We start from the raw sequence: 22,705 nt of genomic DNA on the forward strand, positions 1-22,705 counted from the left end.
GGTGGACCCCGTCGCCCCCTGTCCCCGTCGCGACGGCCCAGCGGACCCACTCCGCTACTCCGTTGAGGTCGGACGGCGCCCGGACCGCAGCAGCCCTGCGCCGGAGCGCTGCCGCACCGAACGCCCTGTTCAGCCACGCCTCCCAGCCACAACCGCGGGTGCATGGCCGTAGCCGCCCAGTCCACCCCGGGACGGGGCAGGTGATCCGGATGGCGCCGAGAACCAGAGGCACCCCGCCGTCGCCACAGCGTCCGCGTGCGCTCCGGCCCACCACCACGCTGCGCACGCGGGCGCGTTCCCCTCCTCCCACACGCGCCTGGAGCTTCGACCATGCCCGCCCTCCCCGACCCGGCCCGCTACGAAGAGGTACTGGTCAGCCCCATGTATCTCGCCGGCTCCAACGGGACCGGAGACGCCGGCTTCGCCCCCGTGGCCCACTGGCCTCACCACTACCTCGACGACGGACCCTGCCGGCTCCTCGTCACCTCTCCCGACCAGCGGATCCGGATCGGCTGGTTCGGCGACGACTTCGAGCTGTGGAGGATCACCGCGGCAGAGGAGGCCGTCGCCACGCCCCGCTGGACGGCAACCTTCAACCACGTCACCCCGGCCGAGATCGTCACCGGCCTCACCACCGCCCTGGCCCGCGACTACGCCGACTCCGACCCGTACGAGAGCAACGGACGCTTCCTGGCGGATCCGTCGTCGCACTGGGCTGATGCCGTCCAGCCGCTGCTCGATGCCGGCTGGCGCCGAGGGGCGGCCAAGTACGGAAGCGTCGAGATCACCGCTCCCGACGGACTGGCAGGTGTCGAGATCGACACCCTTCGCGGCGGACGAGACGCCGAGACCGTCATGCTGTGGGCCGGTCCCCGGGGCTGGGGTACGCGGGCGGAGGCGGTGTTCACGGCCCGCACTCCGTCCCATCTGATCGCCGCGACGGCGACCGTCATGGCCAGTCCGGCCCCGGTGGTCCGTGAACGGCACATGATCCACCGCGAGATGGAGCCGCTAGTCACGCTGACGCCGGTCGGCCCAGCTGCCGATCCCCGGGTCTCTCGCTCTCCGACTCCGCTCGACGTACGACGCACCGCTGTCACCGAGGCCGTACACCGTGCCGCGCGCGCTCCGCTGGCAGCAGCCGACCTCCGCGTGATGGCGGCCCAGAGCCGCACCACGTCCTCGGCGCAGAAGCGGTCGAGGACCCTCGCGCCCGCAGCCGCAGCCCGGCCGCCAGCCGCTTCGTCGGCTCCCCGGCACAGCCGCTGACCCCCGCCCGAACCTTCCCGGACGCCCCCTTCGCCCCTCCGGACAAAAGGAGTTCCTTCATGCCCGACACCACCACGCTCGACCAGGCCACTTCCATGATCGAGAAAGCCTGGGACCAGCCCATCCAGGTCCTGGAAGCCCGCGCGGTCCGTCGCCCCTGCGACGACCCGCTCCTGCGCTCGGCCATGCACATCCGTACGGCCCTGGCCATCACCGACAACGCGGTGTCCGTTCACCAGGATCGTCTGCACGCCCTGACCCGGCCCGGGTATGTGCCGGCATTCTACGAGCTGGACCGGCTCTCCAACTCGGCGGCTGACCTTCGCGTCGCGCTCGCGGAGAGCGGTGCGTACGTGCAGGCGATCCGGCGTGTGGTCGAAGCACGCGAAGCCGCCTCGGCCGCGGACCGGGGGCCGGCGGCGCACCTGTCCCGGGCCGCTGTCGCCCGCTCGGGGCTCGCTTCACATGCCCCGGGCCAGGTGCCCGACCAGCCTGTTCCTGCCGCTGTCGTCGGGCCGTCGGCGCCCTCACCGGGGCCGCGCCGCTGAACGGTCAGGCAGGGTCTTCGTCGTGGTGGGCGTCCTCGGTGCGGGCGCCCACCACTCGGGCCAACTCCTCCACCGTCAGCTCGACGTGCCGTCCTTCCGCGACCCGTTGCTCCACCAGCGCTTCCTCGTCCGCCCACCTGTCGGACTGCGCGCCGACGCCCCACTGGCCGTCGGCAACCATCGCAATGTCGCCGACGGTCCACGGCCGCCCGGCGGCACGGATCTTGCGCTCCCACCCGGCCACATCCCGATGTCTGCCCGACTCCGTCATCCCTGTTCCCCCTTCGGTCCCGTACGGCCCGCTGCCGTAACTCGGATACGACAACCCGGGGCGTCGTTCCATTCCCGTGCCGCCGACGTTCTGGGCCGTCTGCGTGATCAATTCGCCCACGGCAGACGGGGCATCCCCGGAAACGACTACGAACTGCGGCACACCCCATGTCAACGTACGGGTGCCCGGAAAAACCGCAGGTCAACGAAGGGATCGTCCAACCGTGAGCGTCTCCGCCACCCTCCTGCCCGCCGCCGTCCGTCCGGCCGCGGAAGACCGCCACTGGCTCGCCTCGGACCACTGCGCCACTCCGGTCCTCGAACTCCTCCACGCCCTCGACTGGACAGTCGTCGCCACTCCGGAGGCCAACATCCACGCGACGAGCCCCGACGGCCGCGTCTACGTCGGCTGGCTCCCCGAGGACCCCGCCGCCTGGACACGCGACATCGTCTGGCGGGTCCAGGTGCAGCCAACCGAAGGCGACACGTGGGTCCAGGAGTTCGGTACCCACACCCCCGCCGAGGCGGTGGCCGGGTTCGTCGCCGCCCTCGTCGCCCACTCCCCCTGCTGAATCGGTGAGCGGGCTGCACCACCGGCCCGCCCCGCTGACCGGCACCCGTTCTCGGGTCCCCGTCCCCTCCGGGCCGACCGGCCCCGTCCCCGCTCACTGGCCCAGCAGGAGGTTCCGATCGCACGCATGCTCCTGGCCACCCGACCCCGCTACCGCCAAGTGCGCCTTCGCCCGTCGCTGCACCTGCTACTACCTGCCTGGTCAGTACGGCCGCCATGCCAAGCCTCTTCGCCGACGTGCCGCCCGCCGAGCCGAACGCCGCCAGTGGCACCGCGGCCTGTCCAAATGAGCGCCCTGACGTCCACCGCCCCGACCGTCCAGGGGCTCCTCCCCCACACGAGGGACTCACCGTGCCTTTCCACGCCCCGCTCACCAACCACCACGCCGACGGCACCCTCTGCCCGGCGGACCACAAGCACACCAGCTCCGGCAGGCCGCTCCACGCCGACTGCCCGGGGCGCACGTACACCCAGGCCGTCTGCTCGTGCGGTGGCTGGGAGATGAAGCAACGAGGCAAGGGCTACGTCAACGAGTGCCGCAAACGGCACCTCGCCGACCACGCCCAGGGGCCGAAGGTCCTCCGAGACCTGCTCCGCCTCGACGCTCCCTGACTCGCCAACCCCGCCCGCCCGTAACGCTCTCGGAGGCTCCATTGCCCCAGTACCTGACCGTCGGCCACCTGCTCCGCCAGCTCCAGGACCTCGATCCCACCCTGCCGATCCGCCTCGCCGTCAACCCCGACTTCCCCTTCACCCACTACGTGGGGACCGAGGTGGTCGTCCAGGACGGCAAGGCGTTCATCCCCGACGACGGTCAGGAGGACTACCTCCCCACATCGGTACGCGCCGCCCTCACCTGGTCCTGACCCCTTCCCCCGCTCTCCGGAGGCTCTCATCTCGTCGCACATACTCCCGCTGCACGGCCTCGGGCACGTCCCATGCCGGACGGCGCACGCGGCGCGCTGGTCCAGCGCGTCTCTACCCAGCACGACGGCCCACTCGACGTCACGTGGCTCGCCGCCAGAACCCCGAAGCTCCCGCTCGGCCGCATTCGCCTCCACTGGGAGCCCGCCTCTCGCTCCGGCTGGAACGTCACCGCCCACCTGGGCCTGGCCACCAGCGAGGTACACCTCGCCTCCTGGCCGGCTGCCCCGGACGACTGGCCGCGCCTGGTCCGCCCGACCCTCCACGAGGTGACCGGCCTCTGCGCCGCCCTCGCATTCGCGACCGCCGCCCTAGACCTCTCGAACCACCTCGCAGAGGTCTGACCGAGAACCGCAGAAGGCCGTCCCATGCCGGTCAGGCAGAGGGCGGCCTTGCCGTACGCCGTTGAGTAAGAGAGGCCCAGCGATCCGTTGACGCAGGGATCCGAACGTTTCGCACATAGGCCCGATGATGAGCTGCGGCCAGGAAGCCACGAGAAGGACGCTCCTCGATGTCTGACGCCCCGGCGAGACCGGACTCTTCAGAGAGGGGCGGGTGTCGGGAGTCTTCCTCGGCCGCCACCCCGCAACGCACTTCACGCCATCACCCCGAACTCCCTGACGAGGTATGGGAGATCTGGCAGTCGAGCAAGGGCAGACAGCAGCCGCGATCCATCTGGCCGTTCTGCCCGAAGTAGGCAGCACCGAAGCCCCGCCGGCAGTGGCGGGGCTTCCTGGCTGCAAGGGCGGCGCCTGACTTACGGCGCGGTGGCGAGCCTGGCGGTCACTCGTCCTTGGGCTTGTCGTCGTAGGTGCTGTCGAACCAGTCGATGAATTCGCGGACGCTGCCGATCTTCGCGATCCGGGCGTGCAGGGCCTTCTGGTCGTGACCGATGACGAACCATCCACCGGTCACCAGCTCGCCGCAGCCGCAGTAGCAGGTGCGGGCGTCGTGCGGGGCGTCGAAGTAGGTGATCGGGTTGCGGGTCGTCTCGACGGGCGTTCCCTTGCCAACGTAGGTGTCGTACACCTCGTCGCCCGGCGTGAGGTACCTGCCTTCGATCGCCTTGCGTCCCCCTGCCACGGGGACGAGCTTGTCGATTGCGATGGCCATGCGGACCTCGCCCTCGTGGGAGAGCAGGGCGTAGCGCTCCTTCTCGGCGCGCTCACCCAGAACCCAGCACCCACGGTTGGCGTGGAAGAGGGCCTCGTCGTCCATGACCGGGTCGAAGCCGACGATGTTACGGCCGAGCTGGTCCTCCTGCGGGTTGACGTACCGCCTCGAACCAAGGGTGATGTGGATCATCAAGTACCCCCATAGATGCATACCCAGGGCTCCCCGCCCTGCGGACTATGCAATCTTTGCATGACGACTCAATACCTTCAACCCCTAGGACCCGAGGCCTGGATTCTATCGGGCGGGAAAGCGCTCGCCATCCCCCGCCCAACGACGCCCGGATTCGATTCTCTCCAAGTCACCCTTGACGCAGGGGGCATTCGGCGACCAAGCGCCCCAGGGACAGAGGGAGGGGCGCGGTTCGCGAAAGGGACAGATCCAGGGTTCGGACGAGTGACGCAGAGGCGACTTCCGGGCGGGCTTTCCTAGAACGGCAACCCGGCTGACCACCCTGTACACGCCGAGGCCGAGGAGTTCCACCGATGTATCGGTGGAACTCTCGGCGTGTAGCACCTCGCTGTTCTCGGCCTCCCGGAGGAGCCCCCAGGTCGGCAAGGCGAGATGCCGCTCGAGCCGCCTTCGGCGTTCGCGTTGTTCGTCCACTACGGGTCAGGGTGAGCGCGCGGTCTTGCCACCTTCACGACCGGCCACGATCCGCGAGTGTCGTCTGTACACGCGCTCGGCCAGGAGCCAACTCCACGTACTGAACTCCGAAGTAGCCTGCGGTTGCGGTGGGCCTTCGCTCGATGCTGTCCTCGGTGTCCCACCACTCGGCGACGATGCATAGCGCGGTGGCGTCGGAGGTTCGGGCACGCTCATAGGACCACAGCTCGTACCGTTCCTTGGTCTTACTGAGAGGGTGATGCGAGCGCAGAGCGCAGGCGACGACGCCCGAGTGCGCTGGGTATCCGGGCAGCTCTTCGGGGGCTGGCGACCCGCCGGGACCGTACGGATTTGCCGCAAGGATGCCGACAACCCAGTCTTCGTTGTCCCATCGCTGGTCGGCGGGCTCCACGATGTAGCCCAGCACCTCGAGCGGGACGCTACCAGCGACGCGCTGTCTCGTGACGGCTCGCTCGACCAAGGGTCGGAAGTACCCCCGGCTGGGAACGTCGAACCTGCGGTAGAGCTGTTGCAGCGAGCCGGGGTCCAGGGGCATCCCTACAAGTTGGAACGACACGTTGCACCGCGATACGCGGCGAGTTCGCTCGGCGGAGACATTGCCTGACATCGTGAAGAACCCGCCGTCGCACGCTTCGAAGTAGACGAACTCCTCACTGTGGTGGGGGTCTTCGAGTTCGTCAGTCCGTTCTTTCCACCCCGTGAGCGCCTCTGCAAAGGAGCGAGCTCCAGTGCCGTGCCAGTTGCGGCGGTGCTGCTGGATGCTCCACTGGCCCTTCCGGCCGATCCACCCGAGCTCGTCGAGCGACTGCAGGAGGCGGAGCAGTTCTCGTTGGTCCCAGGCTCCGACCGGCATGTCCAGGGACACGCCGCTCCCAGCGGCTGGCACCCAGTCAATGTCAGGCAGGTCGAGGCAGAACACGGTGGAGTCGAAACCCCCGTCTCCCTGGAACCATGTCACGTCCTCACCACTGGCTGTGAGCAGCCTATAGGCGCTCTCCGGCAGAGGCCGCAGCTGCTTGCGTGACCGCCTTGCAGCCTTCTCGGTTTGGGATGCCTTCTCTCCATAGTGAACGTTGCCGTGGACAACCAGTTGATCGTGCTTGAGCCGGAGCATCCGTTCCAGCTCCTGCGGCTCCCTCAGTGCAAGAAGGATGTCAGTCTCGTCGAAGACGAGGATCAAACCCTCCTGGCGGAAGTCCACAATCTCCTTCTCTGCCTCTGCGTTGATGCCGAGCATCGTGAACAGGACGCCGACGACCGTGCCGTCGACACGTCGCAGTCGGGCTCGGATCGCCTGGATGATGTCGGTGCCGGCCTGGTGGTTCTCCCACTTCGCTTCGACGAGGTAGCGGCTATTGTGCGAGATCACCGCGAAGTCGGTTTGGCGCCGCCCAGCCATCCTCGGGTTGTGTGGCGCCTCGAAGTGGGCCCTCTGGAAGGCACGCTCGAGCAACGCCTCGAGCTTGTATCCCCGGCTCTGCGGAGCTGGGATCGCCCGCACCGCATGAAGCTCGCTGAGTAGATCCGATTCGTGCCACGGCCGGATCTCGAATCGGTCCTCGCCCTCTGGGGCCGGGCTTTCCCCTGCGGGTTCCTCGTCGTGGTGACTCATACTCAGTCATCCTGGCGCACGCCTGTGACAAGCGCCCGTGAGCTGCTGCATAGCCCTTGACTCCTTCTGGCAAGAGCTCTCCCAACTGGCAGCGTCGGCCATCGACCGCTCCTGCCGGAAGTCCGATCGATATACCACTCGTTATTCCAGGTAGGCACCGGCAAAGATGCCGTCGAAGCCGAGCGCGGCGAGGCCCTGCTCGACCGTGGGGTAGGTCGTGCCGTACGGGCTGGCGATCAGGGCGTCAATGTCGGCACGGCTGATCTCGGGTTCGAGCCACTGGTTGCTGCACCGGCAGCGGATCCAGACGTTGCGGCCGTGGTTGATGAACAGCCAGTCGCGTCGGGCCCGGCACGTCGAGCACATCACGGGGATGCCGCCGAGGGCGAGTTCGTGTGGGTTGCTGACGCAGCGTGTCGCGTCGGGGCCGTCGGCTGGCTGTGTCTCGTACTGGAGTTGCAGCAGGGGGTCGGCGCCCGTGGGAAGGATGGGCAGCGCGGGTGCCGACTCCGTGGTGCGGTCGGTGGTTCTGGGCACGAGCATCATCTCCCGGTCGAGGGCTTCCTGTTTTCATCCGTAACAGCAGGTGAAACCGGCTGTCCAGGCATTTCGTGGAGTCTGGCCGGTCGTTGGCAGGCCCTCCGTACGCGCTGATCAGCGGCGCGGTGGGCCGCTGCGCGGGTCAGAGACGGCAGGGCGCGGCACCATTGTGGGTGCGTTCCGTTCGCTGGTGCGGTTGGCTGAGATCTTGGTCGGGCTGGTGCCGACCTGCGGGCGACCCGGAGCTTGGCCCGGGTGGGCGGGAAGCTGGGCGATCCGGCGCAGGCGCCAGACCAGGACGTCGTTCACGTCCGCGGCGGTGTCGAGTTCGCGCATGTCGATGGCCTGTTGCAGGAGGGCCTCGGGGGAGTGGCCGGCCTGCTCGGCCTGGGCGAGGGTGGCGACCAGGGCGTCGGTCTTCGTCGGCGTGCCATCTGCTCGTACGCACTGCTCCGGCAAAGCCGCGCGGAGGGTGGCCTCGTGCGTCCGGCGTTGGGCCAGGGGGAGGGCACGGCCTTGGTCGTGCAGCACCCGCATCGGCGTGGCCGCGGCCTGACGGTAGGCGGTGCGCAGATACTCGGCGGCCTGTCGGGAGGCATGGGCCTGCTGGGCGTGACCGTGAGCGGAGTGCCAGCGGGCGGCGGCAAGGGTGACCAGGACGAGGGTGGAAACGAGCATGGCGGTGGTGCCGCCGTCCTCGCCCCGGCCAAGCGCGCCGCCGGCCTGGACGATGCCCCGGGCGGCCGAGCGGAGCGCCCGGGTGTCGGCGCGCTCTGCTCGGACGTGGCTGCGGGTCGCTCGCTCGAAGGCTCGGGCGGCAGCAGCCAGCTCGGCGCGAATGGCGGCCGGGGAGGTCTGGGCGACCGCGTCCAGGAGTTCGCCGACACCGACGAGTTGGTCGGCGGCTTCATCGTCGTCGCTGTCGAGGAGGACAGCGGCACGCTCGGCACTGCCGGTGGCGCTGCGTCGCGCTCGGGCGGGCGGGGACCAGTCCGCCCGGCCGTCGGCGGCCGAAGGCGTTGCCCGCTCGGCGGTACCGTCGGCCAGCCGGAGGCGGATCTTGGGAAGGGAAAGGTCGGGGGCCAGCTTGGAGCCGGGGTACCAGACCGGTTCGCCGTGGCGATTGCGGTCGCCGGGGAGGGCGACGTTATAGCCGAGCGCGTCACCGGACGGGGCGTGGCGCATCTTCACGCGTAGGCCCGCCTCGCGGAGCCGGGTGAAGAACTCCTTCTCGTCGTCCGCTCCCGCGACGGCCTGGCGGACGGCTTCGCGGAGCGTCTCGCGGGAGGTCTCGGGGCGGCCGGTGCGTTCGGCCTTGAACTTCTCGGCGCTGCTGGGGTTCTTCGCTGCGGTGCCGTCGCCGGCGTTGAGGCGGCGCAGGCCCATCTCCTCCTCGATGCGCCGGCAGACGGCCTGGGCCTTGTTGAAGTCGTAGTTGAGGCGGGGATTGCGCAGGTCGCCACGGACCAGGGTGGCGACGATGTGGATGTGGTCTTCTGCGTGACGGACGGCGATCCACCGGCAGCCGTCAGGATCACCGTCCGGGGCGATGCCGGTGGCGTGGACGATGCGCTGGGCGACGGCGTTCCACTCCTCGTCGGAGAGCCGCCGGTCGCCGGGGGCGGTCCGGACCGAGCAGTGCCACACGTGCTTGGCGGGCGCGCGGTCGTCGGCCTGCTTGACCCGGAGGTCGAGGGCGGCGGTGAGGCGGGCGAGGGTGACTTGCGGGTCGGTGTCGCGGCCGGGGTCGGGGGCGAAGCCGTCCCAGGAGCCGACGAGGTGCGCGTCGGTGTGTTCCTCGCGCCGGCCGGGGCCGTAGAGGTAGACGAGGAGTCCGTGGGTGCGGGAGCCGCGTCCGATGTCGGGAACCATCACAGCCGCCTGGTCACCAGGTCGTTCGCCGCGTCGTCGAGGCGGCCGAGGGACCGGGTCAGAACGCTCAGTGCGTGGTCGAGTTCGCCGGGGCGGGGCTGTCCGCCGGCGTTGTGAACGTAGGCGATCTGGTTGATGTTGTTGCCGATCCGGGCCAGGGCGGTACGCAGGGCAGCGAGTTCGTCGATGGCCGCGTCGAGTTGTTCGTTGGTGTGCAGGGCGGTCGAACCGCGGGCGGCGGCGAGGCCGGCGGCGGCAAGGAAGCGGGCGACGGTGACGCCGCGCTGCGCGGCGGCGGCGGCGATCTCGGCTTTCTCGTCGTCGGAGAGGCGGGTGGTCGTCTTGCGGGTGCGCTCGCTCGGGTTGCGGCTGCGGCGGCGCGGTTTGCGGTCGGGGAAGGCGGGCGTGCTCGGGCTCGGCTGCTCGCGGTGGTCGTCGTGGTCGGCTTCTCCCCCGGTGACCGGCGCCCCCTGGTGCCCGTTGCCCGGTTGGTTCCCGAGCGCCCTCGCTCGGGAACCAACCGGGCTTCCCCCGCCCTTCCGGGCGGGGGCAAGTGCGTACGACGGGCCGTAGGACCGTCGTACGCGATAGCTTGCTCCGCCGGAAGCCGTCGTGGGGTCACGCTGCTGTCCGGCGGTGGTTACCGCCGGGTCGTCGCTGGTCACCTGCTCGTCTCCGGGTCCTGCTGCTGGATTTCGCGGACGAGTTCCTCGATCCAGTCCATGGCCAGGACCGGGTGGTGCAGGGTCCAGGGGCGATCGTGCTGCTCTCGTTGCACGATCCAGGTGGTGTCGGGGCCGGACTGGGCGCGGTGGAGATGACCGCGCTGGTGAAGAACGGTCAGCCAGGAGTCGACTTCGGCGGGAGTGGCCGGGTGGGTGCGCATCGGGGTTCTCCGCTTCTGCTCTGGAGGGATGTGGCGCGGGTGTCCGGAGCGGGTGACCGGCTGGGGTGACCGGCTCGGTCACCCGCTCCGTGGTGTCCGGTCAGTTCCGGGTGGAGGTGACCGGCTGTCCGTGCTGGGCGCGGAGCTGGGCCATCAGGGCGGTCAGGGTGTCGCTGGAGAGCGGGATCTGCTGACCGCGGATCGCCTGGGCGACCACCTTGCGGGTCAGTTTGTCCTCGGCCCTGACCGCTGACCGGGCGATCTTCAGCAGTTCCTCGGTGTCCGGGTCGGGCCGTCGCTCACCGGGTGTCCGGGCCTCTCGGTCAGTGGCCGGCGGCGGAGTGAACGGCGGGGTGGTGCCTGCCGCCGGGCTGTCCTGGTCGCTGGTGACCGGGGCGGTGTCGTGGGGGCGGTCAGTGACCGGCCGAGCCGAGTCCGACTGTCCGGGCAGGTCAGCGGCCTCGTGCGACCGGCCTCGGTCATCGGTGACCGGGTTGCTGCTGCCCACCGGGGCGCTGTCCCCGGTCAGTGACCGGGAGGCACGAGCCTGCTTTCCCGGAGACAGCGGCGGCCGGTCGGTGAGGGCGGTGACCGGCTGACCGGGCTTGACCTGACCGACCGCCGACCGGTTCTGACCGGCCCGGTCAGTCCGGGTTACCTCGACGGCGGCGCGCCGGTCACCCTGACCGGGGTGACCAAGGTGACCAAGGTGACCGGGGTGACCGGGGTCCTCGCGGTCCTTGACCGGCCCCCGGGCGATGAGGATGTAGAGGTGGACCGCTCCGGCCAGGGCGAGCGGGGCGATGGTGGACAGCACCGCGACCACCGTGTCCCCGAGCCGGAGGCCGTTGCCGGCGACCGCGTACTCGTTGAGCCGCACCGCGTGGAGCGCGTTGGCCCAGATGCTGGCGGCGGTGGCCGTGCCGAAGAGCGTCCAGACGTAGAGCCGGGCGCGCAGCGGCGCGTCGCGGAGGACCAGGAGCGCCCGGACGCCGTAGGCGATGAACCCGTCGATCACCAGGGGGAAGAGGTAGGTGAGGAAGCCTCGGATGTGGATGGCGACGGCCATCTGCTGCAGCGCGTCGTACGACAGCGCGCATCCCGCGCCGCCGAGGATGATGACGACCGCGCGGTCCCAGCCGGATATGTGCGCCGTCTTCGGCGCGGTCATGGCGGTCACGCCGCCGTCCCGAAGTCGTCGCGACCCAGGCGCTCGCCGCCGGCCTCGGACGAGGCGGTGGCCGTTTCGGGCTGGTTCAGGTCTCGGTTGCGTAGGGCGCGGCGGAGTTCGCGGTACCGCTTCTGGGCGTGCTCCTCGGTGATCTTGAGGAGCCAGGCCAGGCGCTGCTCGGTCACTCCGTGGCGGTAGGCGGCGCGGATGACCGCGCGGCGCTCGGCCTTGGTGAGGTGGATGTCGCGACCGGCGATGGTGTCGTTGACGCGGCTGTAGTCGAGGCGGTGGGCGATCTTCTCGTGCAGTGGTCCGCGCTCCTCTTCGGTCAGTCCGCCTCGGATGCCGTCGGTGTCGCCGGCTTCCAGCGCGGCGTCCAGGCAGGTGCGGCGGACCGGGCACTGGCCGCACAGCGCCTTCGCTGCGGTGATCTTGTCGGTCTCATCGGGGTCCGGGAAGAAGATCTCGGGGTCCACCGGGTTGTACTCGGTGCTCTGGCAGACGGCCTGGTCCCGCCAGGTGTGGTCGCCGAGCGACCGGTGGCGGACAGGGCTGTGCGTCGTGCTGGTCATGCGGGTGCTCCGATCGCTCTCCGCGCGCAGGGGCGTCGGCGGAGAGGTGCGCTGGGTCGGGGAAGGCTCGGGGCGGCGCGCAGCAGGCGCGGCCAGGCGCGGTGGCCTGGGGCGGGTCAGGCCGCGAGACGGTGTCGTCTGCGGTCGACCTGCTCGAACTCGACCCGGGTGGTCATCTGTGCGAGCCGGGAGGCGACCCGGTCGCCGAGGTGGGCCCGGAGGTCCCTGATCGCCAGGTTGGTGGTGATCAGGGTCGGAAGCTCGTAGTTGTACCGGCGGTTGATCAGCCGGTACGTCACTTCCTCGACCCACTCGCTGGCCTTGGCCGCGCCGAGGTCGTCGATGATCAGCAGCGGGCAGCGGCTGACGGCGGCCAGCTCCCGCTCGCTGTCGGCTCCGGGCCGGGGTCGCAGGTCGGCGTACAGGTCGGCGGCGGTGGTCGCGCGCCAGCGCACGCCGACTCCGCTCTGTACGAGCCGCCGGACCGCGCCATACGCCTGGTGTGTCTTGCCCGCGCCGACGACGCCGGCCATCAGCAGGCTGGGTCCGGTGGTGACCTGCCGCCTGGCTCCCTGGTTGGGGGCGACGGCGGCCTCGGCGACGGCCCGGACCCAGGCCAGGACCTGGGGGTGGTCGGCGACGGCGGCCCGGTAGCGCGGGGGCATCCCGGCCGACAGCGCCTCCAGCGGGGAGACGGTCTCGGGCTCCTGGGCCGGTGCGGCGCCGGGGTCGATGTTGCGGGCGGCCAGGATCCGGGCCATCCGGTCCAGGGTGCCCTCGCCGAGGGTCTGTGGTTCGCGGTGACGGGTGCGCATCACAGCTCCTCGGCGTAGGCGGCAGCGGCGCTGGCCGGGTTGGTCCACGCCTGATGGGCGGGCACGTTAGGCCGGATTCCCGGCCGCGCCAAACCACCGGGGCGCGCGTTCATGGCCTCGTTGACCATGCTGGTCAGCACGCTCGGGTGCTTGGGGTTGGCCGCGAAATTCGCCAGCCCGGCCCTGATGTGCTCCGGCGCGATGCCCTCACCCAGGAGCTTCTTGGTGATCCGGCCGAGGTGTCCGATCACGTCGCTGGGCGGGCGCTCGTCGCAGGCGGCAACGTACTCGCCGACGAGCTGGTTGGCCGAGACGCCGTCTGCGGGCGCCATGCGCCCCGTAGGGACAAGAGATCCAGGATCCAAGATCCTAGATCCAGGCGCCGAGCCCTCTCCGACGCCTCGGGGAAGGTTCGGGGAACCCTCGGAGGATGCCTCCCGACCTGTGCTCTTCGCTGCAGCCTGGCTAAGGGCGCCGCCCGCGTGGTCGGCGGCCTCCTGCCAGTCGGCGGAGGCCCCACCCGTGTGTCCGGGAGACGTCGACGTGGTCTTGGCGGGCAGGTCGAAAGCTCGGGGAGCGTTCGGCGAGGTCTCGGCAAGTCCTCGGGGAGCAGTAGACGAACCCTCGGTCCGCTTGGTGCAGGAGCCCTTGCAGGGCGCACACCGGTCGGCAGCCTGGTGCTGCGGGCAGGAGGGCAGACGCGACTGGCTCGGCTTGTCGATCTTCTGGTGGTCGGACCAGGTCACGATGTGGAGGTAGCGGCGGCCGTCGCAGCCGGTGTACCGGCAGATCAGGCCGGCGGTCGCGAGCTGGTGGAGGTCGTCTTCGACGTGGACCGAAGTGTGCTCGGCGCGGAGGGGCCAGAGGAGCCCGGCGATGATCGCGGCGTTGTCGCGGTGGCGACCGTGGTCGTCAGCCTGGGTGAGCAGTCCGAAGAAGGTCCGCTCTGCCTCGACGCGCACTTCGGCCAGCGACTCGGAGACGAATGCCTCCGGCTTGATGGTTCGTATCCGCGCCATGTCAGCGGCCCCGACCGGCGGCGACCAGGTCGCTGCGTGTGAGGGTGGCGTCGGCGAGGTGGAGGGTGTGCGGTCGCGTCCAGTCCGCCTGCGGCCAGGCCCGCAGGATCCAGCGGCCCGCGACCCTGGCGGTGGTGCGGCCCAGATCCATGGTCTTCCCGGCCTCGTCCTTGACGACGGCGTGCAGGTGGGGCCACGTCTGCTTCGGGTCGTCGAAGCTGACCCGGATGGTGGCCGCGCCCGCGATCATGTCCGCGAGCTGGGCGGCGAGGCGGCGCTGGCGGCCAGCGTCCGGGCAGGCCGGGGTTCCGATCGGCATGGCGAGCATGCGATACTCCGTCTTTCGTAGGAGCGCGGTGCGGCGGTTCTCGTGCAAAAGCCCCGCCGCCCGCGTGATGTGTATGGGCACCTCTCGGGGTGCCGACCCGGCGCTTGGGAGTTGGTAGCTCCCGGGCGCCGGTTTTCGTTACCGAGCCACGTCACGGACCATGCGCCCGCATTCGCCCCACCTCCTCCTCGGTCTGTCTCTCCTCAGGCATACGGCGTGACTCCCGCAGGCAGGGGTTGCGTGTCCCGGCGTCTTACGGCCCAGTCGGTTCGTGCCTTTCACCTGCTCTTTGCGTCCCTCCCCGGGTCGCCACCCGGCGGGGGACGACGAACATATGTAGACACCTGTGGCAAGTCCATCCCTGGCTCGTTACAGGTCGCACAAGCTCACGACGGCCGGTGTCGGGGAAGGTAGTCCCACGACCGGCCGGCAACGACTGGACCGAATCCGACGGCGGGTTACGCGAGCGGTCACGACAACGCAACGTGCACAGAGGTCCCCCAGGGCTGGCACCATAGAGAGCCGGAGCCCAGCCAGCAGGTGCGATACGGAAACGTACGTCAGTTGCAGAAATGTATCAAGCCTGGGCTACAGTTGCCTCTAGAGGCCGCCACCACCGGCCCGATCGCCACCCTGCAGGAGTTCATGTGCCACGTCAGTTCGACGGCAGCCGCGTGCGCGCTGTCCGGCGGGGCAAGGACCTCCACCAGAAGGAATTGGCCGAGATGGTGGGCGTCAGCGCCCCCACGGTCGCGCGATGGGAGAGCGGCCAGGACTTCCCCAAGGGTGAGAAGCTCCCCGCGATTGCGGCGGCGCTCGGTCAGTCGCTTGATGTCCTTTTCCCCCACGACGGTCCGCTGGACCTGCAGCTCCTGCGCTGCGACGCCGGCCTCAGCGTGGCGCAGGCCGCTGCGATCATCGATGCGAGCCGCGTGCCGGTGAGCAATGCCGAATCCGGCCGGCGCCGGCTCAGTGATGCTTACGTGCAGCCGCTCGCGGAGGCGTACGGGGTAACCGAAGAGGAGTTGCTGGCCGCCCAGGACTGCTCGTTCGGGCTTCGCCCCAGGGCCTCGCGTGACGAGCATGCGTCCGCACCCCGCACGGTGGGAGAGAAGATCAACTACCTCCTGCAGCACGGGTACGTTGGTCAGGAAGCGCCCTCCGATGAGGAGATTGCGCGGATCGTCAACGAGCATGCGGGCGTGGCGGCCGTCACCGCCGACGACATCGCCGCCCTTCGCACGGGCGCCACGACGGAGGCTTCTGATGTGGTGCGTGCCGGCCTAGCTGAGGCGCTTCAGGTCGACGCGGCCCTCTTCCAGGACGATGCCGAGGTCGACCCTGCGGCCCGCGAATTCCTGGAGGCACTCCGCTTCCTCGGCTCCATTCACAGGGGGCAGATCCTCGGCCTGGCTGCCCGCGGCAACGGCGGGGGCCTGTCTGCCGAGATGATGGCCAAGATCAACGAGCTCGTCGGAGAGCTGAAGCACAAGCTGCCAGAGGTGCAGGACGGGAAGTGACGCCGTCGGCGAGCACTCCTCACGGGCTTGGAATTCCGAGGCGTTTCCGCTCCGCCAGCTTGGCGTCTGATACAGACCGTCGGCCGTGCGATGACCAGGCCGATGCGAGCGCTTTCGCAGCCGCGTCAATGGCCGACAGCAGCGAAGGGACGACGGCGATACCCAGGGGTATCGCCGTCGTCCCTTCGCTGTTCGTGTTCCTGGCGCTCCAACCCCGAGGGCAGAGGCTTGCTCACCCTCCGCCTCCGCTGCTGCCGCGGCGGGCGAGCGTCGACGTCCCGGGCAAGTTTGCCGTCCCGAGGTGTGGGCGAGCAGAGTCGGCGGCTCGACTCCGACATCGAGACCGGTCGGACCGCCGCGCGGCCGGCGCCGGACTAAGACGCCGTGAGGTCCACGCCGAGCAGCTCGGAGAGAGTGGCCACCGTGTGCTGGGGGTCCTGGTTGTGCACCCCCGCGAGGCCGAGCTGTTCTGCTGCCTGGACGTACGCTTCGGTGTCGTCGACGAAGACGCACTCATCGGCCGACAGATCCATGAGCTTGAGCGTGATCTCGAAGAGCTCGGGGTCGGGCTTGCGCAGCAGGTGCTGCTCGGAGATCACCACGACGTCGTACAGCCGCTCAAGCTCGTAGCCGTCGTACAGGTCCCAAGGGGCGAGCCCCACGCTGTTGGACAGGATGCCCACCTTGATCCCGGCCCGCCTCGCCGCGGCTGCCGCATTGATCATCAGCGGCTCGGGGCGAAGTGCGCCGAAGATACGGCCCATCAAGTTGTCAGCCGGCACGCCCAGCATCTTGCCCGCGAACTCGTTCCACTCAGTCTGGGAGACCACTCCGCGCTCGAGGTCGCTGGTGATCCGGACGCCCTCCTCGTCCTTGTACAGGGCCCTGAGGCAGGCGCCCTGCGGGAGGCCCTCGCGCTGCTCGAACGCGAGCACTGCGGGCAGCAGCGGAGTGGTGAGAACGCCTCCAAAATCGAGGATGAGGCCCGTGCGGCGGTTGGACATGCGAGAACTCCAGATTGCTGAGATTTCGGACGCCCATCCAGACCGGATAGCGTCACTGCCCGGCTACGTGTGGCGACGGGAGTAGAGGTGCGTCGCAGGCCGGGGTGCACTTACGAGGCGGAACACGACCTATCGGTCCGCATGGCCACGGTACCAGCCCAGTTCATGCGGCGGACGGTGCCAAATCTCACTCACCATCCCGCCATTCAAGATCGCTATGCAGAAATCAGGCTGTGACGCTAAGGGCAGACTAGCGGCCCGGTTCGGATTCCACCTCTATGGAATGCAGGAGAAGCCCCCGAGCTTGATCCGTGGTGATGTGCGAGTAGGCCGTGCTGACTCGCGCAAGCCACGCCGCTTCACTATCGGTGTCAACGAACGGCTTCTCTCTCAGAGGGGCAGTGGCGTACGGGTTGGCTTGCGCGGTGTCAGCAGCCTGGAGTGCGGCCTTAATCCAGTACGCTTCCGCAGCCGGCTCAGGATCAGGGTGCGATGCGGTGATGTCCTCTGCGGCGAACATCAGGTCTCGTGGAGCGTAATAGCGAAGCTTCTCGCAAGCGTCAGCAATGTCCTGAGTCCATCGGTCCAGGCGGACATCAATGGGGACGCGTATGTGCCTGAGTTCCGCGAGACGCCGCCCTGGTGGATACAGGCTCGTCCCGGGAAACGCATCCACCAGGTCAAACCAGAGCGGGTAAGTCCTGTACAGGGTGAGCCAAGTTCTCCACCGGGCGGCCGCCGCACGGGTGGTGGGAATACTCGCACCTACGGCAACGAACAGGAAGAGCAGGTTCATCCACATCGCTGTGGCGTCCACAAGGAGCCGGACCGTGGAGGGGCTTAGAGGGAACGCGACCGCAGCCCAAAGGATGGTGATACGCACCAACGTGTGGGCCAGCCCCATCCACATGGAAATACCCATCAAGCCCAGCCCAACACGCATGCTCGTGTTCTCGACCCGTCGCGCCGCCCTCGTCCACTGGTAGCCGCAAACTGCGGTCGTGATGAGCGGAAAGAAGTAGAACACGGTCATGTAGACCGCGACCCCCCATTGCCCAGCGTGGTCAATGAGGAAGTTCTGGCTCGGCTTGTCGCGGTCCACCACGGTGAAAAACAGGACCGTGAGCAGAATGACGCCTATCACTCCCGTCCCGTAGGACACGCGGGCGATCCAGCGGGAGACCGCTACGTGCCGGGGGACGACGGTCTCCGAGCTCCTCCCATAGCTAGTGGCGACGTAGGTGAGGGCCGCGATGATCGCCGCGGTACTGGCGAAGTGTCTGAGTAGGGCGCTCAGGTCCACTACCGGAATGCGATCCACCGCGTCCATTACTGCTGGCGTGTAGAGCCAGAGAGCTACGGCGAATCCCGCGTAACCGCCCCACAGCGCCCGGCGGTGAGCATCGGCGTACCGAACTGCAGGGAATCGCCATACGGCGATGAGGGTCATCACGGCCGCAGTAAGGTATTTGATGTAGTCGAACACGAAACCAGTGGGTATCTGCGTCGGCTGCACGTTTCGCCGACCCGAGAGCTCAGTCGGCCGCAGCCTTGATTGCCAATAGGTGGACTGCGCGATGTGGCGGAAGCCGCAAGGTCGAGATCTGCGCCTCAGTGGCCGCCAGTCGATCGTGACTAAAGTCGTCGCCGCGGTGGAGCAGCGACTGGGTGAGCAAGTGAATGCTCCAGGAGGCTGACCATGTCATCTCCCGTGAACGACTGACGGCGTGCCAGCCGCTTGATCAGTGAGGCCGAAAGCTCGGCCTGCTTTTCCTCAGTGCTGCCAAAATCTACGCGCCCTTGGATCAGGGCCGACGGGAAACGCCGCAGGACTTCCTGACGAACGCGCTCAGGGACGTACCGCTCGACCTCTGCATCATTCAGGGAGGTACCGTGGTTCAGCCACTCGTGCGCGAGCTCATGGAGAATGATGTGCTCGGTTTGATTGCGACTTGAACGGCGGCGATAGAGAATGATCGTGAACTCCGGCGCTTTGACCCGGAGACCGCATGCCGTACCCAGGCCACCGTCGGTGTCATCCAGCGGCACCAGTCGAATCTGGCGCCCGAGCGCGCCCTCCATATTCCGCACCAGTGCCTCGACACTGAAAGGAGCGGGAACAGGGAGATCGGAAAGCAGGCTCTCACACTCTCTCACGAGGGCGCGCCGTGAAGGGTCCCTACGCCAACGCATCGTTGCTCCATTGAAATGCCACTGAGGTGTTCACTGCCAGCCCGCGAGGCGCTAGTAGCCAGGAGCTTGTTGTTGAGGTGCGCGTTGGTCGGCCGACACACGCTGTCTCCGCCTAATCGCACAAGGAGGAAAGTGCGATCCACGCAGGACGGGCTGTTGTGAAGGTCACCCAAGCGCGACGGGCTCGCAATCTGGATCCCAAGATCGAAATTGCGCGACTGCACGGTAATTGAATTTTGAATGCTTCCGAGGTGAGGTCGGTCCGCTGCCCTACTTTTTCAGTCGCTTCCAGCAAATGGGGCTGGAGACGAGGAAGATGAAGACGTTGTGGAGTTCGGTGCGGCGTCCCCAGCGGACAGCGACGCGTTTGAACGGGTGGAGCAGCGTCGGCTCGACGCCGCAACGGTCCTCGCCCGGCCCCTCGATGTTCGGGGCGCCCCTGCAGGAGATGACCGGAAGGATCCGGCGCCTGCGCAGTTCGCGGCGGTTGGGGTCGGAGTCCGTATCCCTTGTCGCCGAGCGATACGGACTCGGCCCGCGCTCTCAGGTCTACGGGCGCACTTGGATCAGCGCGTGAGTACCGCTCGTACGCCAAACAGCCCCGGACCGTTCGAGGGCGTCCAGCGTTCCCTGCTTGAGGCCGACGACAACATCGGACTTCAGGGTCCGGAGCGCCGCGACGGGCCCGGGGAAGTGGGCTGTGCGCTCGGCGAACGGCACGGTCGGGTGCCACAGCCGGTCGCCCACCAGGCGGCGGTAGTTGAGATCACCCTTCAGGATCGTGAGTGCGGCATCCGCGAACTCCTTCCGCAGGTCCTCGGGCATCTCTTCATACGGCAACGGATCGCAGAAGAACGGGTGGGTGCAGGCCTCCAGGCTTCCCGCCGCCATGGCCCTCCAGAGTCGGCCGCCGATCCGGCCTGCTTCGCCGGGTGCCTCCGTGAGGCGGCGGAGGCAGTCGACCACGTCCGCGGTCATCGCGTCGGAGACGTAGTACGGGTAGGGCTTGACGTGAAGCACGACCTGCTCGGCGTGCCCGTGTTCGAGGAGGTGGTCGATGAGGACGAGGTCGGGAATCAGCTCACGTCCCGCGTTGTCGGCCACCACGGCTACGGCGGCCGACGTGCCGGCGGGCAGGAGCTCCCACAGTGTGGCGCTGTCGTCGGCGACCAGGGCCGAGACTGCGGTGTCACCCGTTGCCGACTCCCCCGCCGAGACCCGGAAGCCGAGGTCTGCGCGGTTGCCCCAGAGTGAGGCGTGAAGGAGGGCCGTGGCCCGCTCCTCAGCCGGGGCGCTCGCGAGCGCGTCGAGGGCCCGCAGCTCCTCGTCCACCGCGTCGCCTCGCAGTTCGGCCTGCTTGAACGGCGCGAAGGGATCGACTCCCTGCCACGGACCGGCACCGAAGTACCCGACCGCGCCCAGGAGCCTGCGATAGAAGTAGCTCTCCGCCCACAGAAGCGGGGCGTCGTACCAGGAGCGCCCGAAGTGCTCATTCCCCCAGGCCGCCCAGCGCTCGTGGTCGTGGTCCGCGGGGGCGAGTGGTTGGACGACACCGTTGGCGATCTCGTCCAGCAGGGCGTCGAGCGCCTCGTGCTGCCGGAGGCCGTAGGGGAAGGCGTCTCGTACCTGCTGGATGAGGGCAGGGTGGCGCTGAGCCAGCACACTCCAGGCGAACGAGCCGGGCTCGTTGCCCAGGACGACCGGCGCACCACCTGGGCCGACGTGCGGCACACCTTCGTCGCCCGAGGCACGGGAAGACTTCGCTCTCATGGTGCCGAGGCCCTTCGCACATCGCTCACATGGCCATGATCCCCGAGGGCATGCCCGCTGTCAGTCCAGCCCGCCGGCGGCACCGCCACACCGGGCACGCGGAGCATCTGCGGGCCGAAGCTCTGGCGTGCTGTCAAGCTGTCAGAGCCACTCATTTGCACATCACCACGTTCTGCCGTACTGACCCCTCCACTCGGAGAGCGAGGTGAGGGCCTTCTGGGCGCGGGGGAGCTGTCCGCCAAAGGCGCCGGCGCGCAGGAGCGGCCAGGTGTCGGCGAGCTCCGTCTCGATGACGGCGGCGAGGCCGTTCCCCTCGTACCCCCAGGTGGAGTCGAGGAGGAACTCACCTGCCCAGGGGTTGGCGAAGGCAGGCTTGTCGGTGTCCATGGCGATCATGGAGGCCAGGAACTCGAACCGGGCACATGCCTCTCGGTAGGCGACGTCGCTGGGCTCGACGAGCCGGAAGGGCTCGCGCAGTGTGTCCTTCATCCAGTTGCTCTGGGGGTAGTGGAACTTGCCGCCCTCGGCCGGGTGCATGTCGTGCATGCCGTCGGTGTTGAGGATCCGGACGGGGTTGAGGCACCAGGCCGGTCCGCGGCGGGGGTGTCCAGAGTGGGGGACGGTCCACTCCGGGCGGTAGAGAGCGGTGGCCAGCAGCTCCTCGCGGCGGCTGAGGACGGAGGCGATGCCGATCGTCCACGTGGCCAGGAGCGCCGGGACGTGGCGCAACTCCTCCAGGTACGAGCTGGATGTGCCCGGCGTGGTGTCGCGCAGGCGGACCAGACGTTCGACGGCGCGCTGCCATACGTGGTCGTGGGTGCCGTCGTCGTGGAAGACCCCGTTGGCCAGCAGGTGCAGCAGGATGTCGCTGTCGGCCCGATAGCCGCGGACGTTGGAGCCGAAGGTGTCAGCCCACGCGGTGGGCGGGACGTACACCGGCTTGTCCTCGGGCGTGCTGCGGTCGGCGATCTGTGTGACAGCCTGGTCGACGAGGTCGAACAGCTCGATACGGCGCAGGGGGTCGGGCAGAGCTCGCTTCAGCTGCACGACGGCGACGTCCCGGGTGATGGGGGTGGTGGTCAGGCGGTCGAGGGCTTCGACACGGCGTACGAGGTCCGCGAACAGCTCGTCCGCGCTCCTGCCATCGATCACCACCGCGTCGTGCTGGGCGGTGAGGGCCCGGGCGGCGTCGCTGAACCGGCCGTACTGCGACCAGAACAAGGGGTACCGGCGTGACCGGGTTCCCTCGACGGCCCGGACGAGAGCCCTGTCCCAGTCGGCGGACCAGCCGCACACGATCAGCCCGTACTCGTCCAGCACCCGCTCCAGGAACTCCTGGAGCTCGTCCGGGTAGGTCTCCAACTCGTCGACGGTGTTGCGCTGCTCAAGGTCGGCGTAGTCGCCATGCAGCTTGATCACAGTGACCTGGCTGTGCGCGAGCGGCTTCATGCCTTTGATCTGCTCTGGGCGGCTCACCACTTGGGGCGAGATGCCGACCTCCTGCAGTGCCCGCTCGGTGAGCCGGTCGAAGTTGGTGGTGAGGATGACGCGAATGCTGCCGCGCTTGACCAGCTGGGCGATGGCCCGGTGCGCCGCAGTCGGGCCCTTGCTGTCGTCCTGGCCTTCCTCGGGTTCGAAGTACTCCGCGAGCATGGCCTGCCGGGAAGCGGGCTTCGGTGCTGCGGCGGCCAGCAACGCGGAGTAGCCCAGGGGCTCGTTGGTGTTGGCCTCCCACCACTTCTCGGGGTCGGCCATGGCCTCGGCCCGGGCGTCGGGGTTGTCGGGGTCACGGACGGCGGCGACCTTCCCAACGATGTCCTGCACGACCCCCCAGCCGGTCTTCACTCCCGAGGCGATCGAGATGCCGGCCCCGAGCAGCAGCGCGTACACGCCCGGGCTCGAGTGCACGTTCAGCGCCATGGCCATCGGAGGCTCGATGAGACTCCCAGCCGGGATGGCGACCGGGCCGGTCGCGTCGTCGCTTGCCACCTATGCCTCCTCATGCCGATGACTCGCCCGGC

24 protein-coding genes are annotated in these 22,705 nt (G+C 68.8%); 7 read left to right on the plus strand and 17 right to left on the minus strand.

The window, feature by feature from the left end:
- The first annotated feature begins 330 nt into the window (after nucleotides 1–330).
- Nucleotides 331–1,269, plus strand: coding sequence for a DUF317 domain-containing protein (locus IF43_RS0107190; RefSeq protein ID WP_030195612.1), 939 nt, complete (start codon nucleotides 331–333; stop codon nucleotides 1,267–1,269).
- 59 nt (nucleotides 1,270–1,328) lie between these two features.
- The gene (locus tag IF43_RS0107195) at nucleotides 1,329–1,817 is read left to right on the plus strand and encodes a hypothetical protein (RefSeq protein ID WP_030195614.1); all 489 of its coding nucleotides are present in this window, start codon (nucleotides 1,329–1,331) and stop codon (nucleotides 1,815–1,817) included.
- Nucleotides 1,818–1,821: 4 nt separating this feature from the next.
- Here the strand turns inward: IF43_RS0107195 and IF43_RS0107200 are convergent, their stop codons facing one another.
- Nucleotides 1,822–2,208 (minus strand): hypothetical protein, encoded by a 387-nt coding sequence (locus IF43_RS0107200; protein WP_234331989.1) that lies wholly within the window; start codon nucleotides 2,206–2,208, stop codon nucleotides 1,822–1,824.
- 103 nt (nucleotides 2,209–2,311) lie between these two features.
- Here IF43_RS0107200 and IF43_RS0107205 point away from each other — a divergent pair, with 103 nt between their 5' ends.
- The 4 genes from IF43_RS0107205 to IF43_RS0107220 all read left to right on the plus strand — a co-directional run bounded on the left by IF43_RS0107205 (nucleotide 2,312) and on the right by IF43_RS0107220 (nucleotide 3,926).
- Nucleotides 2,312–2,659 carry a DUF317 domain-containing protein gene (locus IF43_RS0107205; RefSeq protein ID WP_030195618.1) on the plus strand — a complete coding sequence of 116 codons (348 nt, stop codon included), beginning with the start codon at nucleotides 2,312–2,314 and terminating at the stop codon, nucleotides 2,657–2,659.
- 350 nt (nucleotides 2,660–3,009) lie between these two features.
- Nucleotides 3,010–3,270, plus strand: coding sequence for a hypothetical protein (locus IF43_RS0107210; protein ID WP_030195620.1), 261 nt, complete (start codon nucleotides 3,010–3,012; stop codon nucleotides 3,268–3,270).
- 41 nt (nucleotides 3,271–3,311) lie between these two features.
- The gene (locus tag IF43_RS0107215) at nucleotides 3,312–3,524 is read left to right on the plus strand and encodes a hypothetical protein (protein WP_030195622.1); all 213 of its coding nucleotides are present in this window, start codon (nucleotides 3,312–3,314) and stop codon (nucleotides 3,522–3,524) included.
- A gap of 72 nt (nucleotides 3,525–3,596) precedes the next feature.
- Nucleotides 3,597–3,926 (plus strand): hypothetical protein, encoded by a 330-nt coding sequence (locus tag IF43_RS0107220; protein WP_030195624.1) that lies wholly within the window; start codon nucleotides 3,597–3,599, stop codon nucleotides 3,924–3,926.
- Between the two features lie 439 nt (nucleotides 3,927–4,365).
- On the opposite strand, the gene IF43_RS0107225 is transcribed toward IF43_RS0107220, so the two are convergent.
- The 11 genes from IF43_RS0107225 to IF43_RS0107275 form a co-directional block, all read right to left on the minus strand.
- Entirely contained in the window at nucleotides 4,366–4,887 is a 522-nt protein-coding gene (locus IF43_RS0107225) for a hypothetical protein (RefSeq protein WP_030195625.1), read from the minus strand.
- A gap of 508 nt (nucleotides 4,888–5,395) precedes the next feature.
- Nucleotides 5,396–6,994, minus strand: a complete 1,599-nt coding sequence (locus IF43_RS0107230) for a restriction endonuclease (RefSeq protein ID WP_051794822.1) — start codon at nucleotides 6,992–6,994, stop codon at nucleotides 5,396–5,398.
- A 141-nt stretch (nucleotides 6,995–7,135) separates the two neighbouring features.
- Nucleotides 7,136–7,537 carry a hypothetical protein gene (locus tag IF43_RS0107235; RefSeq protein WP_324605087.1) on the minus strand — a complete coding sequence of 134 codons (402 nt, stop codon included), beginning with the start codon at nucleotides 7,535–7,537 and terminating at the stop codon, nucleotides 7,136–7,138.
- A gap of 111 nt (nucleotides 7,538–7,648) precedes the next feature.
- Nucleotides 7,649–9,406, minus strand: coding sequence for a relaxase/mobilization nuclease domain-containing protein (locus tag IF43_RS0107240; RefSeq protein ID WP_030195628.1), 1,758 nt, complete (start codon nucleotides 9,404–9,406; stop codon nucleotides 7,649–7,651).
- Nucleotides 9,406–10,071 (minus strand): plasmid mobilization relaxosome protein MobC, encoded by a 666-nt coding sequence (gene mobC, locus IF43_RS0107245; protein WP_030195630.1) that lies wholly within the window; start codon nucleotides 10,069–10,071, stop codon nucleotides 9,406–9,408. Before mobC ends, IF43_RS0107240 begins: the two co-directional genes overlap by 1 nt.
- Nucleotides 10,068–10,292: a hypothetical protein gene (locus IF43_RS0107250; protein WP_030195633.1), complete on the minus strand. Its 225-nt coding sequence runs from the start codon at nucleotides 10,290–10,292 to the stop codon at nucleotides 10,068–10,070. Before IF43_RS0107250 ends, mobC begins: the two co-directional genes overlap by 4 nt.
- 100 nt (nucleotides 10,293–10,392) lie before the next feature.
- On the minus strand, nucleotides 10,393–11,472 hold the full coding sequence (locus IF43_RS0107255; protein ID WP_051794824.1) for a DUF2637 domain-containing protein: 1,080 nt from the start codon (nucleotides 11,470–11,472) through the stop codon (nucleotides 10,393–10,395).
- Nucleotides 11,469–12,035, minus strand: a complete 567-nt coding sequence (locus IF43_RS0107260) for a WhiB family transcriptional regulator (RefSeq protein ID WP_030195637.1) — start codon at nucleotides 12,033–12,035, stop codon at nucleotides 11,469–11,471. The genes IF43_RS0107255 and IF43_RS0107260 overlap by 4 nt, the downstream gene beginning before the upstream one ends.
- Nucleotides 12,036–12,151: 116 nt before the next feature.
- Nucleotides 12,152–12,850, minus strand: a complete 699-nt coding sequence (locus IF43_RS0107265) for an ATP-binding protein (RefSeq protein WP_030195639.1) — start codon at nucleotides 12,848–12,850, stop codon at nucleotides 12,152–12,154.
- Nucleotides 12,850–13,869, minus strand: a complete 1,020-nt coding sequence (locus IF43_RS0107270; protein ID WP_030195641.1) for a hypothetical protein — start codon at nucleotides 13,867–13,869, stop codon at nucleotides 12,850–12,852. Before IF43_RS0107270 ends, IF43_RS0107265 begins: the two co-directional genes overlap by 1 nt.
- Before the next feature lies 1 nt (nucleotide 13,870).
- Nucleotides 13,871–14,197, minus strand: a complete 327-nt coding sequence (locus IF43_RS0107275) for a transcriptional regulator (protein WP_030195643.1) — start codon at nucleotides 14,195–14,197, stop codon at nucleotides 13,871–13,873.
- Nucleotides 14,198–14,844: 647 nt separating this feature from the next.
- Here IF43_RS0107275 and IF43_RS0107280 point away from each other — a divergent pair.
- Nucleotides 14,845–15,717: a helix-turn-helix transcriptional regulator gene (locus IF43_RS0107280; RefSeq protein WP_030195645.1), complete on the plus strand. Its 873-nt coding sequence runs from the start codon at nucleotides 14,845–14,847 to the stop codon at nucleotides 15,715–15,717.
- 374 nt (nucleotides 15,718–16,091) lie between these two features.
- Here IF43_RS0107280 and IF43_RS0107285 read toward each other — a convergent pair whose 3' ends face one another.
- The 5 genes from IF43_RS0107285 to IF43_RS0107300 all read right to left on the minus strand — a co-directional run bounded on the left by IF43_RS0107285 (nucleotide 16,092) and on the right by IF43_RS0107300 (nucleotide 22,673).
- On the minus strand, nucleotides 16,092–16,721 hold the full coding sequence (locus tag IF43_RS0107285; RefSeq protein ID WP_030195647.1) for an HAD-IA family hydrolase: 630 nt from the start codon (nucleotides 16,719–16,721) through the stop codon (nucleotides 16,092–16,094).
- 250 nt (nucleotides 16,722–16,971) lie between these two features.
- Nucleotides 16,972–18,207, minus strand: coding sequence for an MAB_1171c family putative transporter (locus IF43_RS0107290; protein ID WP_030195650.1), 1,236 nt, complete (start codon nucleotides 18,205–18,207; stop codon nucleotides 16,972–16,974).
- A gap of 149 nt (nucleotides 18,208–18,356) precedes the next feature.
- A complete protein-coding gene (locus tag IF43_RS39025) occupies nucleotides 18,357–18,803 on the minus strand; it encodes an ImmA/IrrE family metallo-endopeptidase (RefSeq protein ID WP_234331991.1) in 447 nt (148 codons plus the stop codon).
- Between the two features lie 660 nt (nucleotides 18,804–19,463).
- Nucleotides 19,464–20,684, minus strand: coding sequence for a damage-control phosphatase ARMT1 family protein (locus IF43_RS0107295; protein ID WP_030195653.1), 1,221 nt, complete (start codon nucleotides 20,682–20,684; stop codon nucleotides 19,464–19,466).
- 162 nt (nucleotides 20,685–20,846) lie between these two features.
- Nucleotides 20,847–22,673, minus strand: coding sequence for an SIR2 family protein (locus IF43_RS0107300; RefSeq protein ID WP_051794826.1), 1,827 nt, complete (start codon nucleotides 22,671–22,673; stop codon nucleotides 20,847–20,849).
- Nucleotides 22,674–22,705 lie beyond the last annotated feature (32 nt).

The sequence above is a fragment of the Streptomyces sp. NRRL S-87 genome (genome assembly GCF_000719335.1).
Taxonomy (GTDB): Bacteria; Actinomycetota; Actinomycetes; order Streptomycetales; family Streptomycetaceae; genus Streptomyces.

Coding starts and splice junctions, on each gene's coding strand:
- IF43_RS0107190 (WP_030195612.1), top strand. CDS start 331: ATGCCCGCCCTCCCCGACCCGGCCCGCTACGAAGAGGTACTGGTCAGC.
- IF43_RS0107195 (WP_030195614.1), top strand. CDS start 1,329: ATGCCCGACACCACCACGCTCGACCAGGCCACTTCCATGATCGAGAAA.
- IF43_RS0107220 (WP_030195624.1), top strand. CDS start 3,597: ATGCCGGACGGCGCACGCGGCGCGCTGGTCCAGCGCGTCTCTACCCAG.
- IF43_RS0107225 (WP_030195625.1), bottom strand. CDS start 4,887: ATGATCCACATCACCCTTGGTTCGAGGCGGTACGTCAACCCGCAGGAG.
- IF43_RS0107230 (WP_051794822.1), bottom strand. CDS start 6,994: ATGAGTCACCACGACGAGGAACCCGCAGGGGAAAGCCCGGCCCCAGAG.
- IF43_RS0107235 (WP_324605087.1), bottom strand. CDS start 7,537: ATGCTCGTGCCCAGAACCACCGACCGCACCACGGAGTCGGCACCCGCG.
- IF43_RS0107240 (WP_030195628.1), bottom strand. CDS start 9,406: ATGGTTCCCGACATCGGACGCGGCTCCCGCACCCACGGACTCCTCGTC.
- IF43_RS0107250 (WP_030195633.1), bottom strand. CDS start 10,292: ATGCGCACCCACCCGGCCACTCCCGCCGAAGTCGACTCCTGGCTGACC.
- IF43_RS0107260 (WP_030195637.1), bottom strand. CDS start 12,035: ATGACCAGCACGACGCACAGCCCTGTCCGCCACCGGTCGCTCGGCGAC.
- IF43_RS0107265 (WP_030195639.1), bottom strand. CDS start 12,850: ATGCGCACCCGTCACCGCGAACCACAGACCCTCGGCGAGGGCACCCTG.
- IF43_RS0107270 (WP_030195641.1), bottom strand. CDS start 13,869: ATGGCGCGGATACGAACCATCAAGCCGGAGGCATTCGTCTCCGAGTCG.
- IF43_RS0107275 (WP_030195643.1), bottom strand. CDS start 14,197: ATGCTCGCCATGCCGATCGGAACCCCGGCCTGCCCGGACGCTGGCCGC.
- IF43_RS0107285 (WP_030195647.1), bottom strand. CDS start 16,721: ATGTCCAACCGCCGCACGGGCCTCATCCTCGATTTTGGAGGCGTTCTC.
- IF43_RS39025 (WP_234331991.1), bottom strand. CDS start 18,803: ATGGAGGGCGCGCTCGGGCGCCAGATTCGACTGGTGCCGCTGGATGAC.
- IF43_RS0107295 (WP_030195653.1), bottom strand. CDS start 20,684: ATGAGAGCGAAGTCTTCCCGTGCCTCGGGCGACGAAGGTGTGCCGCAC.